Origin of the sequence: Halalkalibacterium halodurans, assembly GCF_004376175.1 — a bacterium.
Lineage (GTDB): Bacteria > Bacillota > Bacilli > Bacillales > Bacillaceae_D > Halalkalibacterium > Halalkalibacterium halodurans.
Genome location: NZ_SNUY01000081.1, coordinates 1 through 14,808 on the forward strand (window position 1 = coordinate 1; position 14,808 = coordinate 14,808).

Sequence of the window (14,808 nt, forward strand, 5' to 3'; positions counted from 1 at the left end):
TTTTTATTGAAAACACACGCACACACCTTACATTGATATTGTCCTTTTCCTCCGTTGTTTGCGTACAAATACGCAGAAGGAGCACCACACTTAGGACAACACAATGCAGAAGGTACGGGCGTAGAATTGGCTCGACGGCGTACTGGTTTTAACGGTTTTCCTTTTGATTGAAGATATTCCGTTAATAAAAGCTGATAATCGAGCTTTTCTACCTTTTCAATGATAGGTAAATCATCAATTTGAAGCTTTCGATAAGGCTGATTAACAGGAGCTTCTTTGGGTTTATCGAACATGCTTTTTCCAATCAATAGAGTAAGCAAAGTTCGAATAATTTGTTCTTGATAGTTTATAAAAGTTAATAAATAGGTTATAATTTGAGGGTACAAATTGTCACTTCCTTTTCTGGAATTGGGTCTATGGTAACCTCAATTATCTACAGAAATCAGGGGGTGGCAATTTTTTTGCTTATAAAGCCCTCTAACATAGGATTTAATAACCTATTTTTATATAAAGTTTTGACAATACGCACTATCTGTAGGAGGTGAAATGATGGTACGTAAAAAAGCAAACCATTCCCGTCCTGGAATGAACGCAGCTAAAGCTCAAGGGAAGGATGCGGGCTTAACATCTCAATTTCACGCGGAAATAGGACAAGAGCCGCTCAATCAAGCTCAGAGGCAAAACAATAAAAAGCGAAAAAAGAACCAATAGCTTATTTGAAATAGGAGGGAAGAGTGAAATGACCGAGCGACATACAGCAAAAGACATTCGTAAAAATGCACCGAAAGGCGAGAACCCTGGACAGCCTGAACCTTTATCAGGGTCAAAAAAAGTGAAAAAACGAAATCATGTCAGCCAAACAAACGGGGAAGGCTGAGAATGAAGGGACTGGACCGATTCGGTCTTAGTCCCTTTTTGCTAACGTTGATGATTTTTTTGCATTTGGCGGCGCCGTTGGCGAATCTCATAGCGCTCTTTTGCTCCTTCGTAGTGCCATTTTTCCTCTTCTGTTGTTGGCACGACAGGAGGAATTTCCGCCGGTTTACCGTCTGGATCTAATGCAACAAACGTTAAATAGGATGTAGCCGTTAAACGCCGTTCACCTGTTAACAAGTCCTCCGCTTCAACTCTGACGAACACTTCCATCGATGTTTTTCTCGTATACGTCACAATGCCCTCAAGACAAATCGCTTCTCCTGTACGAATAGGGGAAATGAAATCAAGGCTGTCGCTCGATGCTGTGACTACTTGCTTGCGACAATGGCGCATCGCAGCAATACTCGCCACTTTATCCACGTAGGCCATGACATTTCCACCGAAGATCGTTCCATGGTAGTTCGTATCTGGTGGTAACACAATATCAGTCATCACCGTAAGCGATTCACTTGGACGTTTTCCTTCCTTCATCAGGATCTCCTCCTCTCGATTATCATGTCACAAAATGAACAAGTCATGTCTTATGTAAGAGATATTGGTTTTTTATAACCACAAAAAAAGCACCGATTGCGGTGCTACACCGGACACTCGTCGATTTTCTCTTTCGCAAGATGAACTCTGCTAATGGATCTCTTGTGACGACCTGTGATGGCTCCTCCCCTATTGTAGGGGATGCTTGCTAAAGATGCAATTCTTATCAGAAAAGAGCCTCTTACGTAGAGCTTTTCTTTTCGCTAAACTCTTGTATTAAACGTTGGTAGTCTTCCTCAATACCGATGTCATAACGACACCCTTCGATGATTTTTCCTATAACGGTATGCGAAATAAGCAAAGCCTTTATTGCGTCCGTTAATTGTACTTCTCCCCCTTTGCCAATCCCTATATTTTTTAGCTTTTGGAAGATGGCGGGTTCAAATATATACCGTCCAACAATGGCTAAGTTAGACGGAGGATTTGTCTGTGGTTTTTCTACCACATTCTCTATTTTATATTCATCACTTGACAGTGGATGACCAGCAATGACTCCATATCGCTTTAATAGTTCCGACTCGACCTCTTGGAGCCCAATAATACTTTTATTGTATTGCTTATAAACGTTCACTAGTTCTGCTAATACGGACGTGTGTTTTGGAGAAATAAACAAATCATCTGGTAACAAAACAGCAAAGGGTTCTCCATTGACAAATCGTTCTCCTAATCGAATGGCATCCCCTAATCCGTTGGCATGAGGTTGACGAATAAATTGGATGGTTACATCAGGAAGAGCTAACTTTTCTAGGAGATGCTGCTTATTCATTTTTTTCAGAAATGTTTCCAATTCAATGGACCGATCAAAGTAATCCATAATCAACGTGCGATTTCTCGAAAGAATGATGAGAATTTCTTCAATTCCGGCTGCAACAGCTTCTTCCACAATGTAATGGAGAGCTGCTTTACCATTAATAGGGAACATCTCTTTCGGAACGACTTTAGTAATCGGAAGACATCTAGTTCCATATCCAGCTGCTGGAATAATCGCTTTTTTAATTTCCATTAGGTTCTCATCCCTTTTTTACTACACTATTCCCCTCTGGTTGTCTTTGTTAAATTTAGTGGCTTCATACGTCATTAACCTATTTTCCCATCATCTGTTTATACGCGGATACCTTGTTTTTTTCAGGTCATACACTATTGAAAGTCCATTTGTAACCGCCGCTTTGTTTAAAAGGAGGAAATGAATTGCAATGAACATTTCAATGAACGATACAAATTGGGGTGAGATAACAATTGCCACCTTGCTTGCAGAGTTCAATCAGCAACCGTCTGCATGTATCTTCCAATTAAGAAAGCCTAGTAAAAAGATGAGAGAGTTTCACATAAAACGAGTTAAAAGTGAAAGGTTTACGTATTGGGTGGTGAACCAACTATGAGAATTCTTGTTACTGGTGCCGCCGGATTCATTGGCTCCCACCTCTGTGAACAATTGCTTATGAACGAAAAGGTGTCTGTTGTTGGGGTTGACGGACATATTGATTCCTCTTTGTGTAAAGTTAAGGAACGCAATGTTCGAAATTTACTAAAACATCCTCGCTTTACTTTACTCAAACAAGATTTATTAACGATCGACTTAGAACCATTGGTTGACCAGGTCGATGTGATTTACCACTTGGCCGGCATACCTGGGGTACGATCGAGCTGGGGGACAGACTTCAAAAAGTATGTCACTCATAATATAGTAGCCACTCAACAACTATTAGAAGCGTGTCGTCGTCATTCACTCGAAAAGTTTATTTATATCTCAACTTCGTCGGTGTATGGGCAAAAAAACGGGAAAGTAGGTGAAAAAGCACCTCCCACTCCTCTCTCTCCATACGGTGTGTCTAAATTAACAGGTGAACACTTATGCAACGTCTATTACAGGAATTTTTCTATCCCGACGGTCATTTTACGCTATTTTACCGTATACGGTCCTAGACAGCGTCAAGATATGGCTTTTCACCGCTTTATAAAAGCGATAATAGACAATCAACCGATTCCTATTTTTGGAGATGGTAATCAATCACGGGATTTTACGTATATTGATGATTGTATCGCTGCAACGTGTGCCGTACTCCATGCGGATGTCATCGGTGAAACGATCAATATAGGCGGTAAAGAGCGAGCAACCGTTTTACAGATCATTTCTATGCTTGAATCCATTTTTCAAAAAGATGCCAAGCTTCAATTTTTAGAAAAACCTTTTGGTGAACCGATGTCCACTTGGGCTGATATTTCAAAAGCGGAAAAGCTTTTGCGCTACTCTCCCAACGTTCCTTTATTACAAGGAATAGAAAAAGAAGTGGACGATTTGTTGGATCTATATCAGATCGATTAGATCAAGTGTGGGTGGTTAAAAACGTCCACAAGCATAAGAAAGTGTGGACGTTTTCTTTTTAAAGAACGAGCGGATTTAACCACGGTGGTGAAGGTGGATTATTATCATAAATGTTAACCTTATTGATGCTGACCTTTTCAGCAATAGTCTCCTCTTCTGCAAGGGCACCTTCTTTTTCTTCTTTTTCTTCTTTTTCCTCTTTCAAACGTGTATCTTCTTTTTCCTCTTTTCGGTCTCTAATGCCTTTTAGCACACCTTCTAACTCTGCCAACTCTTCTAATATGACTTGAATTTCTTCATTCTCTACTGGTTCATCCTGCGAAAGATCACTGATCCAGCCCACTTGATCTAGAGCAGTCTCCTGATCTTCTAGTGGGGCGGTGGTTCCATCTTTTATAAGCTTTCCAATTGGAATATCTTGATGGATAAGCTGTTGGATCTCATTCCATACTTGCTCGATGTCACGAACGACACGATCCCATGAGTATTTTTCCTCCGCTAATTGGCGACCATAACGCCCCATTTCGAGACATAGCTGTGGGTCCGCTAAAAGCTTACTAAGTTCTTGAGCAAAAGCAGTAGGATTTTCCACATCTTCTACTACAAGGCCATTTTTATTTTGCTCGATGACTTCAGGATTTCCCCCTCTTGCTGTCGTTACAATCGGAAGCCCAGAGGCCATCGCTTCATAGTGTACGCGCGCAAGTGGCTCTTGCCATTGAGACGGGCAAACAAACAGATCAGCTGCAGCATACCACTTATGGATATCCATTGGGTTGACAAATCCAGTGGTCACGACCGGGATTGGAGATCTGTTGGCAAGTGATCGGACATACGCAACATAGTCAGTGACCCCGTCGTCACTAAACCACTTACTCCCCATCAACACAAGGGCTACATTCGAAAAAGATTTCCCTAGTTCATGCATCGCCCTAACGAGAACATCTGCCCCTTTGTTAGCTGATAGACGCCCTGAAAATAATATCACCTTCTTACCTTCAAGTTGATGTTCTTGACGAAGCTGATCACGAATCGAACGCGCTTTCTGCGAATAAATGGGGACAAACCGATCTAAATCGACACCAGAATAAATCGTTTGTAGTTTGGGTTCAGCTTGAGGAAAAGGTTGTTTAATCGTTTCCCCAATGTATTGGCTAATTGTAATAATTTTATCCACTTGTTCAATCGCATAGGCTGCCTCTTCAGGAGTGATCTTTTCTCGTTTAAACATATCATTGTGCATGCTTAAAACAATTCTTGCCTTCGGTGCAGCTTCGCGTACGGGGCGGACTAATCTGGGGCGGTTAAAGATGTGAATCAATTCAAAAGTTGGAGCAGAAGAAAGGTACTCTGCCACATTTTTCTGATAGATATGCAAGAGCTTTCCTGGTACTCTCACGTAACGAACGTTATCAACGACCTCTTCATCTGGTAAATCCGGATCTGATACACTTAACACCGTAAGATCATGTTTGTTTTTAAGTGCTGGGAGTGCACCAGAAATATATGTTTGAATGGCGCCACCTCTAATAGCGGGAACAGGTAATTTTTCCGTACAAATGATCAAAACCTTCATTATTCACTTCCTCCTACTCGAAATGCTTTTAATTCCTCTATTACTGGCCACTTTGTTTCATCAATTGCAACGATTCGATTAATCATAGTCTCAAATTCTTGGTTCATGACAAGTTCAGGATCGTACACGAGTTCTTTCGCATTTTTATAAAATAAATTTGGTAATGACAAATCGATTAACAATAGTTCATATAATTGATCATCAATCGGATGAGCTTCATGATAAGCCGTCATCATTTCTTTCACCCAGCTAATGTCCCAACCCCCTAGATCATCCATCGTTCCAGTTATGAGCTTTTGTAAATCACGAATTGGTAAATCATAGGAAACCCCATCTAAATCGATGATCCACATGCCGTTTGGACCCATTTGACCATTAGACCATCCGTAATCTTGATGGGCGAGACCCCACGCTTCATTCCCTTTCGCACTCATTTCGTGATACGATGACTGCTCTAATCGCTGTAAGGCATCAATCGCTTGCGCTTCAAAACGATCAATTACTTGTAAAATCAGTTGACTTGCTGCTAGCTCAGGATAAAGGTTCGCAATGTTTTTAAACCATGTCATTTTTTTCACGATCTTTTGATACGTTTTAGGCCAGCGGTAAATGCGTGATGCCGTCTCTGCTCGATCGGGAGGAACGTAGCCTTTCGATAATTGATGAAACTCCCCAATTGCATGACATAGTTGCTTAGCGCCTTCTAGGTCTTTTGTAACTTGAAAAAGAGGCTCAATCCATTCTGCTACAAACCAAAGCTTCTCTCCTTTTTCAACTGCGAGTTCTCCTGTTTTCGTCCGTATGATTTCGGGCACTCGAGCTTGTTTCTCTTTTACTAAATATTCTTGAGCTCCTAGACTGAACCAGCTTCTTGAAGGGCGACGATGGAGAATTTTCAAGCTTTTCGGCCCCTGATCGGTTTCCATTTTCCAAATCAACCCCCCCTTATCCGCCTTTGTTGTAATCACTTCTAATCCGTTGGCTTGAAATTCATAGTGTGTTAGAACGTCTTGCGCCATCTCATGAATATAATCCGGTACATAATTTTCACCTAATGTACCATCAAGATCCCATGGAGTAATAATTTGTGGTCGTTCCTGCTCCATTTTTTTACCTCCTTACAAACGTCTAATAACCAACATATTCCCAACTTCCTCTTAAGAGTGGGCTTCTGTCTTGGAATAATTGAAAAGGTACAGGCAAAACGTAAAACAAATCAATGCAGCCTCATTTAAAAGCTCTCTCGTTTTTTTTCATAGACAAAATGTTTAGAGATGAGCAACCACGAGCCACTAAAAAGCATCGCTTACTGAGAACTACCGTTTAACCGTTCGAACCTCAGCTTCTGAAGGCTGCATCTCGCGCGACAAGAAAATGGCCACATCGAGCACGTAGCTTTCGTCCCAATTTTAAGGAAACGATCGGCGGGATCGTTGCTTAAAGAAAGCAAAAAACACACTAACACAAAAATCGGGTGAACCGTTTGATGTGGTTCACCCGATTTAATGATCATGGTGCTTTTGGGACAGCTCCTATATTTGATTTATTCGTCTCTCCGGCTAGCCCGTCTTCTGGCAATCACGAAAAATGGCAACGGAATGACGATCCACGCAGCGTTTTTCAACAAACTGTTAATTGCGCGCTGACGCTCCAGCGCTTTTTCTCGTTCCTGTTCTAACTCATATTCTTCCATAAGCTGGGCATCTGTTTTTTCTACTTCGCCTTCTCGCTCTTGATTCACCATTTTGTAGTCGTGAAAACTCATGTAATACGGGGTTGGCGCCACGAGATCTGTCATGTTCATGGCCGCTGCGACAGCGCCGCCAATCATCATGACGAGCGTGATAAACATCACCGCGTAATAATAGACAGAACGAACCAAGGGACCACCTCTTTTCGGTGAATATAAAGGAAATGGATCTCTCCTTCTTCCATTATATATGAAAAGGAGAAGAGAATATATCTTTCTTTCCTTGAGTCCGTTCAATGATTTTTGGCCTAACCAATTATTAAAATGGACCCCAATTAATCGCATGGGCGATGACTAAGTAAAAGCAGCCGATCGTAAACCAAGCTATAAGTAATGGGAAAATAAATTTTACCCATTTTCCGTAGGACACTTTAGCCGCTGCCAATGTCGCAACAAAATACCCTGACGTTGGAAAGATAATATTAGATAGCCCGTCCCCGATTTGAAAGGCAAGAATGGCAGTTTGCCTTGTCGTTCCAACAAGATCAGCTAACGGAATCATGATCGGCATCGTAATTAAGGCTTGTCCGCTCCCAGATGGAACGAAAAAGTTAAACAGCCCTTGCGTCACAAGCATCCCTAATACTGTAATAGAGGATGGCAAGCTACTGACAGCATGAGAAAGCCCATAAATGATCGTATCAATCATTTGTGTCTGTTCCATAATGATCGAGACCCCGCGTGCAATTCCAATGATCATCGCACCCATTAATACGTGTTGAAAGCCTTGATTAAACGCATCACTAATTTGATTTCCATTTAGCCCGGCCACAAGACCGACAATGATCCCCATCGCTAAAAAATAACCGGCAAGTCCGATAAAGTCCCATTGGAAGTTCAAAACACCGTAAATCATTCCGGTGAACATAAGTATGACAATGAAGCCAGCTACTTTCCCGCGGGAGCCTATCTCATATGTTATTTCTTTTTCATCACTTACTAATTCCTTATATTCCATTTGTTCTGGGTGTTTCTCTAGCTTTTTTGCATAAAGCATTAAAAATAGCACACTTGATAGCACAATCGTTGCTAAAACCATTAAACGAAAGCCGATCCCTGAATAAATGGGCAATTCCGCAATTTGCTGAGACAAGCCGACAGTCCCTGGATTCGTCAGAGCAGCTAAAAAACCTCCTGTCGTCGACGTGAGGGCGACCCCTGTAGCTAACATCCGATTGTATCCAAGCTTGATCATTAAAGGAATTAAAATCGGCACATAGACTAAACTCAGTTCCGGTGTCCCGATAAACGCAGTAATCATGGAAAAGGTGACGACGAGAACTGGAATAACCATCACCTTTTGTTTCATAAACGTTCTCGTTAGCCGATCAACACCGTAGGCAATAACTCCTGTTCGATTGAGCACCATGAACGTTCCACCAATCATAAACGTGAAAAAGACTACAGGTGCGGCTCCTACCATTCCATTAGGAATCGCTGTTAAGAAACCCATAATACCTATTTGTTCTCCTTCAATAAAAGAAAACACCTCTGGATTAATCATCATTCTTCCCATCGGTCCTTCGACTCGTTCGTATTCTCCTGCTGGTACGAACAAAGAGGCGATAGCCATCATGGTGACAAACGCAAACAAGATGACATAAATATGAGGAAACGTAAATTTTTTCGTCTGGCGTTTACTCGCTTTTCCGATCGATACGTTAATAGACATGTCTCTTCCTCCCTTTTCTCACTCAATGATCTTGGTAAACATGCTTACCTTGGCAGATTGTATGCTTTACCTTCCCTCTAAAGCGTTGACCAACATACGGACTGATCGGATGGCGATAATACAAATCACTTGCGTCTAGCGTATATGATTCATTTAAATCTATAAGCGTAAAGCTGGCTTCGGCCCCTACTTGAATCGTTCCTTTTTGCGGATAGAGTCCGAATCGCTTTGCTGGCTCTGTCGATAGTAGTTGCACAATTTGTGTCAATGGCATTTTTCGTTTATGGTAGCCTTCAGTCAGCATGACAGCCAATGTATTCTGACATCCGGCAATACCGCCCCACACCTCAAAAATCGTTTTGCCTGTTTTCATTTGAGGTAGCGATGGGGAATGGTCTGAACTAATTAGATCGATTTCTCCTGCCATTAGTCCATCCCATAAATCTTCTACTTCTTGTCGCTCTCGTAACGGAGGAGCACATTTGGCTAGATAGCCAATTTCAGCAAATTCATCAAGCGAAAACAACAAGTAGTGTGGGCACGTTTCCACCGAAACGTTTACCCCTTCCCCCTTCGCTTGTTTAATTCTTTTTAGAACCTTTCGACTACTTACATGACAAATATGGAGCGGACAGCAAGTGAGCTGAGCGAACCGCAAGATCCGCTCGACTGCCTCAAGCTCTGAGACGATCGGACGAGCTTCACTGTAATCTTTCACTGTCAACCGCTGTTCCTCTATTGCAATGGTCGTCAACGCGTTCCATTTCGTTTGATTCGGCATGAACAGCCAAAATGGAGCCGAGCGCTGCAATCTTCTTCATGCCTTTCAGTAAGGTTTCATCATGCGAGAACTGAAAATCATCCGTGCCACACTCGGACATAAAAGCTTTAAAGCCTATGACACCACCGTCGTGTAAGTCCTGAAGATGATCGATATTTCCCGGCACGAGTCCGCCCCAAAACCGATAGTCTACAAGAGACTTTTCATTAGCTAATTGACGCTTTTTGTCTAACTCCTCTCTCGTAATTGTTGGCGGATTGCTGTTTAACGGCATATCGAAATACGTGGTGACCCCTCCAGCCGCCAAGCTTTTACTACCAGATGCAAACCCTTCCCACTCCGTTCTCCTAGGCTCATTAAAGTGAACGTGGACATCAACCATGCCAGGAAAAAGGTGTAGACCCGTCCCGTCGATTGCCGGGCCATCATCGCCTGAAATGGATCCAGGCTCGGTAATGGCTGACACAATCCCGTTGCGAATCGCAACATCAGCTCGATAAGTCGTTGTTTCCGTGACAACCGTAGACGATCGAATGATTAAATCAAATCGCTTCATATTGATTCGCTCCTGCATTCATAAGTTTTCTGAGCATGTTAAGATAAGCAAAAGTTTTATATTTTCTGATAGTATAAAAAGAAAAGTAGCTCTAGGCATTAGCTACTTTCTCTAAAATTCATCGATTTATTTAGTTATCATCTACGAACGAATCGTTGGGTGATTCCGCTGAAATTCAAAATATAAGCAGCTATCCATTGATTTTTTCATCTTATCGTCACCGTTCTCCCTAGGGAGATTTGCTGTTAGGCTTTATGACAAACTTTTTCATCTCAACGTTTGTTATGAGACAAACTCGGTTTACTGTCCTATCATGATGGAAGAGAATTAAAAGGGGATTTTTCAGGGCGCCTTAAAAGGACAGCTTGAATGTATGCATGTGGCTAGCTCAAGGATATGGGCCTAGTTCAACAGAAAAAGGTTCGGATCATTTTATTTTGATGATCCAAACCTTTTTTCTTACGTTTGGCTAGATTGGTCTCAGCCTCTTATTTTATTCAACTACGACACCTACATTTTTATCGACTAGCTCCTCCGTAATACGCTTGAGCATAAAGCGGCTCGATTCGTCGGCACGGTGCTCCTCACCGAATACTGCCGCTGTGACAATGCCGTCAAATTTTAGTTCCCGAAGCTTTGAAAACAGTACATCCCAATCAATATCCCCTTTGCCAATATCTAAATGCTGGTGCACGGTTGCATGAACTCCCGGTGGGTTCACGACATAGCGCAAGCATGACGATGCTTTATGATTGTACGTATCAGCAATATTGATATGCTTTAGCTTATCGCCAGCATAGTCTAGCATCGCCGCTATATCCCCTTTACCGTCATCGTAAAAGAATGTATGAGGGACCGCATAAAAGTAGCCGAGCCAATCTTTATCGAAACCTCGAATGAGATCGACCGCATCATTATTACGCTCAATAAAATCGAATGGATGGGCTTGAATATGAATCTCTAAACCTTCTTTTTCGAACAGTGGAATTAACTCTTCCATTGAACGCATAAACATTTGCTCACATTTGTACGGTTTATCATTATGACCCGTAAATTCTGTATTCAACACTTGAACATCCATCTCAACAGCGATTTCAATCACTCGCTTCCAGTTGCGCACCGCCGCTTCCCGATCTTCCTCATCAGGACCAGCCCAATGCTGCATCGGTAAAAGGGAAGAAAGCTGAACACCAGTATCACTCAAAGCCTTTTTGAATTCTTTAATCCGCGCTTTATCGACCCGTGGGTATTTGTAAAATGGCATGAAATCATCGCGTGGTGATAGTTCAATATAGTTATAGCCTAACTCGGCTACTTTATCGACCATTTTCGGAATCGGCAAGTGACGATACATATACGGATCTAATGCAATTTTCATACGTAAAACCTCCAATAAATATTATTGGTTAGCCACTCACGTCAAAACGTTCGATAGACTGCCCTTCTTCGTTTCGTTTCCAAACAAATACAAGGATGCTAGCCAACAGCGCTAATCCTGCACAAAAGTAAAAACCGACTGCAAGGCCAAGACTTGCACTTAAGATACCTGCAAGGAAAGGGCCAGTAAACATCCCGACAGCATACAACGCTTGATACACTCCCATCGCTGTCGCCCTTTTTTCACGAGCAATGGATTCGATCGACATTCCTAAAAGGAGCGGGAAAAGAATTCCTAAGAAGAATCCATTGAACCCTTGAACGACCATTAGCGGTACCTTCGTGTCGATCATCGGTGTCAAGAGTGTAAACACCACCGTACCGAGAAATGCAACGTTTAATGCGTTCCATTTTCCAAGACGCGGGACAATTACATTCCCTAAAAAAAGGGTTCCAATGGCATGGGGTATCATAAAAGCAAAGACGATGAAGCTTAGTTCCTGTGTGTTTAGCCCGATACGGGTCGCATATGTCGGGAGAAAGCCAAACATGGTTGTAAAAATAATGCTATGGGCAATGATCGATAAGAACGACACCTTTAAGAGAAGAGGCTCTCGGATCACGGAAGACAGATCACCTAGCTGAACAGGGGCTCCAGCCTTTACGTTCGGTTCATAGATGAGCAGTGCGAGTGTAGCCCCTAGTAAGCTAAGTAGTCCCCCAATCCAAAATGGAGCATGCCACCCGAGAGAATCCACTAAGAAACCGCTTACGATCATTCCGAGAAGCTGTGCGAGTACGACGATAAAGGAAATGCTACTCATCGCTTCGTGGACACGAGAATCCGTATAGTAACTTGAAAATAAAACAGTAAACACAACCCACGTTGCTGCAGCGACCCCTGCTAACGCTCTAGCAAGGAGGACGAGGCCTAAATGCTCCGTTAAGGCGAAGAGAAAACAACTCGCGGCACTTGTGCCCATTCCAAAAATGATAAATGGCTTTCTTCGTTTTAGCAGGTCCGATACAATGCCAATGGGCAAGCGGCAAACGAACTGCATAAAGCCATAGCTACTTAACACAAGTCCAATGTAGACATATTTTCCACCGAGAAATTCGATGTACGGTGACAAGATCGGCAAATACACAAAATGGGAAAACCAAAGGAAGAACGAAACGCTATAAAAAATCACCTTATTTCGAGTAAATGCAGAACCGACCAAATCATCACTCCACCTAAACGGCTAGACAAAGGTGCTATGAACAGTCATGGCACCTGCTTACCAGATTACCAACGAGCCGTTACCATTTTCTTGCGTGTATAGAATTCCACACCATCCGTACCGTTCGCATGCAGATCGCCGTAGAACGAGTTTTTCCAACCTGAGAATGGGAAAAAGGCCATCGGCGCCGGAACGCCTAAGTTGATTCCGAGCATACCTGCATCGATTTCTTCACGGAATTTTCGAACAGAGCTGCCGTTAGTCGTGTAAAGGCACGCACCGTTAGCAAATTCAGATTGATTTGTTAGCTGAATCGCTTCGTCCAGGCTTTCCACACGAACGACCGATAAAACAGGAGCAAAGATTTCTTCCTTCCAGATCGTCATCTCCGTCGTCACATTGTCAAATAGTGTTGGCCCGAGGAAATATCCGTCTTTTGACACATTGTCTTTACGACCGTCCCGCACAAGTGTTGCTCCTTCTTTCTCTCCAAGCTCAATATAGTTTTCTGTCTTTTGTTTATGAGATTCACGAATGACCGGTCCGAGGAAAACGTCATCGTCTAAGCCGTTACCAATCGTAATCTCATTAACTGCTTTCTGTAATTTTTCCATTAACGGCTCAGCTACCTCACCGACTGCAACGACAACAGCTGCTGCCATACATCTTTCTCCTGCTGATCCGTAAGCCGCATTCACGATTTGATTCACGGCCCCATCCAAATCGGCATCTGGCATGACGATCGAATGATTTTTCGCCCCTGCAAGCGCCTGTACTCGCTTACCATGTTGTGAAGCGGTTTTGTATACATATTCAGCCACAGGTTGAGAACCTACAAACGATATCGCTTTCACATCAGGATGTTCAAGCAAACCGTTTACGACATCATGAGCCCCGTGTACAATGTTCAGTACACCTTCAGGCAAACCCGCTTCTGTAAATAGTTCGGCTAAACGATTGGCAAGTAGTGGCGTGCGCTCAGATGGCTTCAAGACGAATGTATTTCCGCAGGCAATCGCTAACGGGAACATCCAGCACGGGACCATCATTGGAAAGTTAAATGGTGTAATTCCGCCAACGACGCCGATTGGGTAACGATACATTCCAGACTCAATGTTCGTGGCAATATCCGGGAGCTGTTTCCCCATCATTAACGAAGGAGCCCCAGCCGCAAACTCCACGCATTCAATTCCACGCTGTACTTCTCCGTATGCTTCCTTGTAGCTTTTTCCGTTTTCTAGTGTGACGAGACGCGCCAGCTCTTCCCAATTTTCTACAAGCAATTGTTGATACTTAAACAAAACCCTCGCTCGTCTTGGGACTGGCGTTTTCCCCCACGTTTTAAAGGCTTCCTTGGCCACTGATACTGCACGATCTAAATCCTCTCGATTTGAAATAGGAACGTGGGCTAAGATTTCTCCTGTGGCAGGATTGGGGACTGCTTCAGTTTTACCTGAATCAGATTCCACCCATTGACCACCGATAAAGTTTTTTAGCTTCTCACCTGTTGCTAAGTTTGCCATTATCCTAACTCCTCTCTCTTACGATCTTCGACATGTATAGAATGTAGATCCTCAATGGGGGTCCCTATAATTGAAATCGATTTCATTCAATTGTTATAGGGATTTCTAAGTCTCATTCTAAAGGAATCGACTCATTTTGTAAACGCTTTTTTAGCTATTTTTTTAATTTTTTCAATTGCCAACCCTTTTCAATACTTGCTTCTAATAGCCCTTTGTCATTTTGAAATCGTTTTCTGTTTAGGTTTCTTTTTCACTCTTTTTTTCATCTGGAGATTTTCATCGGAGAAACCGTGTGTTAATTTTTAAACGATCGTTTTTTTAATTAGGGAATTCATTGTTTGCAAAAGGAGCAAAATACTATAAAATGAATAGTATATAATTGAACTTTTATGAAATCGATTGTAGTCTGAATATTCTATTGATAAGAATGTCTACCTGAATTATTCATAAAAAATCTTTGATAACCAAATAATGCTTATCTATCAAGGTATTGAGCTAAATGGTCCATGCATCAAATAAATGAAAAAAGAATCCATTTCTGATATGGTTAAAGCAACTAC

At 42.3% G+C, this 14,808-nt stretch carries 15 protein-coding genes and 1 pseudogene; 4 read left to right on the top strand and 12 right to left on the bottom strand.

Going from position 1 to position 14,808, the window contains the following annotated elements; all coding sequences use genetic code 11:
- Positions 1-386 (bottom strand): annotated as a pseudogene (locus tag E2L07_RS18395) (DDE-type integrase/transposase/recombinase); the annotation flags it as partial.
- 163 nt (positions 387-549) lie between these two features.
- Here E2L07_RS18395 and sspO point away from each other — a divergent pair.
- On the top strand, positions 550-711 hold the full coding sequence (sspO, locus tag E2L07_RS18400; protein WP_010898456.1) for a small acid-soluble spore protein O: 162 nt from the start codon (positions 550-552) through the stop codon (positions 709-711).
- A 28-nt stretch (positions 712-739) separates the two neighbouring features.
- Positions 740-877 (top strand): small acid-soluble spore protein P, encoded by a 138-nt coding sequence (locus E2L07_RS18405; protein ID WP_010898457.1) that lies wholly within the window; start codon positions 740-742, stop codon positions 875-877.
- Between the two features lie 41 nt (positions 878-918).
- On the opposite strand, the gene E2L07_RS18410 is transcribed toward E2L07_RS18405, so the two are convergent.
- Both E2L07_RS18410 and E2L07_RS18415 read right to left on the bottom strand, forming a co-directional pair.
- On the bottom strand, positions 919-1,407 hold the full coding sequence (locus tag E2L07_RS18410; RefSeq protein ID WP_053431017.1) for an acyl-CoA thioesterase: 489 nt from the start codon (positions 1,405-1,407) through the stop codon (positions 919-921).
- Between the two features lie 241 nt (positions 1,408-1,648).
- Positions 1,649-2,470: a UTP--glucose-1-phosphate uridylyltransferase gene (locus E2L07_RS18415; RefSeq protein ID WP_134230291.1), complete on the bottom strand. Its 822-nt coding sequence runs from the start codon at positions 2,468-2,470 to the stop codon at positions 1,649-1,651.
- A 190-nt stretch (positions 2,471-2,660) separates the two neighbouring features.
- On the opposite strand from E2L07_RS18415, the gene E2L07_RS18420 reads away from it, so the two are divergent.
- Positions 2,661-2,846 carry a hypothetical protein gene (locus tag E2L07_RS18420; protein WP_041820625.1) on the top strand — a complete coding sequence of 62 codons (186 nt, stop codon included), beginning with the start codon at positions 2,661-2,663 and terminating at the stop codon, positions 2,844-2,846.
- Positions 2,843-3,790, top strand: coding sequence for an NAD-dependent epimerase/dehydratase family protein (locus tag E2L07_RS18425; protein WP_134230292.1), 948 nt, complete (start codon positions 2,843-2,845; stop codon positions 3,788-3,790). The genes E2L07_RS18420 and E2L07_RS18425 overlap by 4 nt, the downstream gene beginning before the upstream one ends.
- Before the next feature lie 58 nt (positions 3,791-3,848).
- On the opposite strand, the gene E2L07_RS18430 is transcribed toward E2L07_RS18425, so the two are convergent.
- The 9 genes from E2L07_RS18430 to E2L07_RS18465 all read right to left on the bottom strand — a co-directional run bounded on the left by E2L07_RS18430 (position 3,849) and on the right by E2L07_RS18465 (position 14,248).
- Entirely contained in the window at positions 3,849-5,366 is a 1,518-nt protein-coding gene (locus E2L07_RS18430) for a glycosyltransferase family 4 protein (protein WP_134230293.1), read from the bottom strand.
- The gene (locus E2L07_RS18435) at positions 5,366-6,472 is read right to left on the bottom strand and encodes a CotS family spore coat protein (protein ID WP_134230294.1); all 1,107 of its coding nucleotides are present in this window, start codon (positions 6,470-6,472) and stop codon (positions 5,366-5,368) included. Before E2L07_RS18435 ends, E2L07_RS18430 begins: the two co-directional genes overlap by 1 nt.
- Positions 6,473-6,909: 437 nt before the next feature.
- Positions 6,910-7,248, bottom strand: a complete 339-nt coding sequence (locus tag E2L07_RS18440; protein ID WP_010898463.1) for a hypothetical protein — start codon at positions 7,246-7,248, stop codon at positions 6,910-6,912.
- Positions 7,249-7,375: 127 nt separating this feature from the next.
- Entirely contained in the window at positions 7,376-8,788 is a 1,413-nt protein-coding gene (locus tag E2L07_RS18445; RefSeq protein ID WP_134230295.1) for a YfcC family protein, read from the bottom strand.
- A 22-nt stretch (positions 8,789-8,810) separates the two neighbouring features.
- Positions 8,811-9,506: an amidohydrolase family protein gene (locus tag E2L07_RS21680; protein ID WP_338121507.1), complete on the bottom strand. Its 696-nt coding sequence runs from the start codon at positions 9,504-9,506 to the stop codon at positions 8,811-8,813.
- Positions 9,490-10,125, bottom strand: coding sequence for an amidohydrolase family protein (locus E2L07_RS21685; RefSeq protein ID WP_338121506.1), 636 nt, complete (start codon positions 10,123-10,125; stop codon positions 9,490-9,492). Before E2L07_RS21685 ends, E2L07_RS21680 begins: the two co-directional genes overlap by 17 nt.
- 493 nt (positions 10,126-10,618) lie before the next feature.
- Positions 10,619-11,503, bottom strand: a complete 885-nt coding sequence (locus tag E2L07_RS18455; RefSeq protein WP_010898466.1) for a sugar phosphate isomerase/epimerase family protein — start codon at positions 11,501-11,503, stop codon at positions 10,619-10,621.
- 28 nt (positions 11,504-11,531) lie between these two features.
- Complete coding sequence (locus E2L07_RS18460) at positions 11,532-12,725, bottom strand: MFS transporter (protein WP_243854999.1); 1,194 nt, start codon at positions 12,723-12,725, stop codon at positions 11,532-11,534.
- Between the two features lie 65 nt (positions 12,726-12,790).
- Positions 12,791-14,248 (bottom strand): CoA-acylating methylmalonate-semialdehyde dehydrogenase, encoded by a 1,458-nt coding sequence (locus tag E2L07_RS18465; protein WP_053431011.1) that lies wholly within the window; start codon positions 14,246-14,248, stop codon positions 12,791-12,793.
- Between the last annotated feature and the right edge of the window lie 560 nt (positions 14,249-14,808).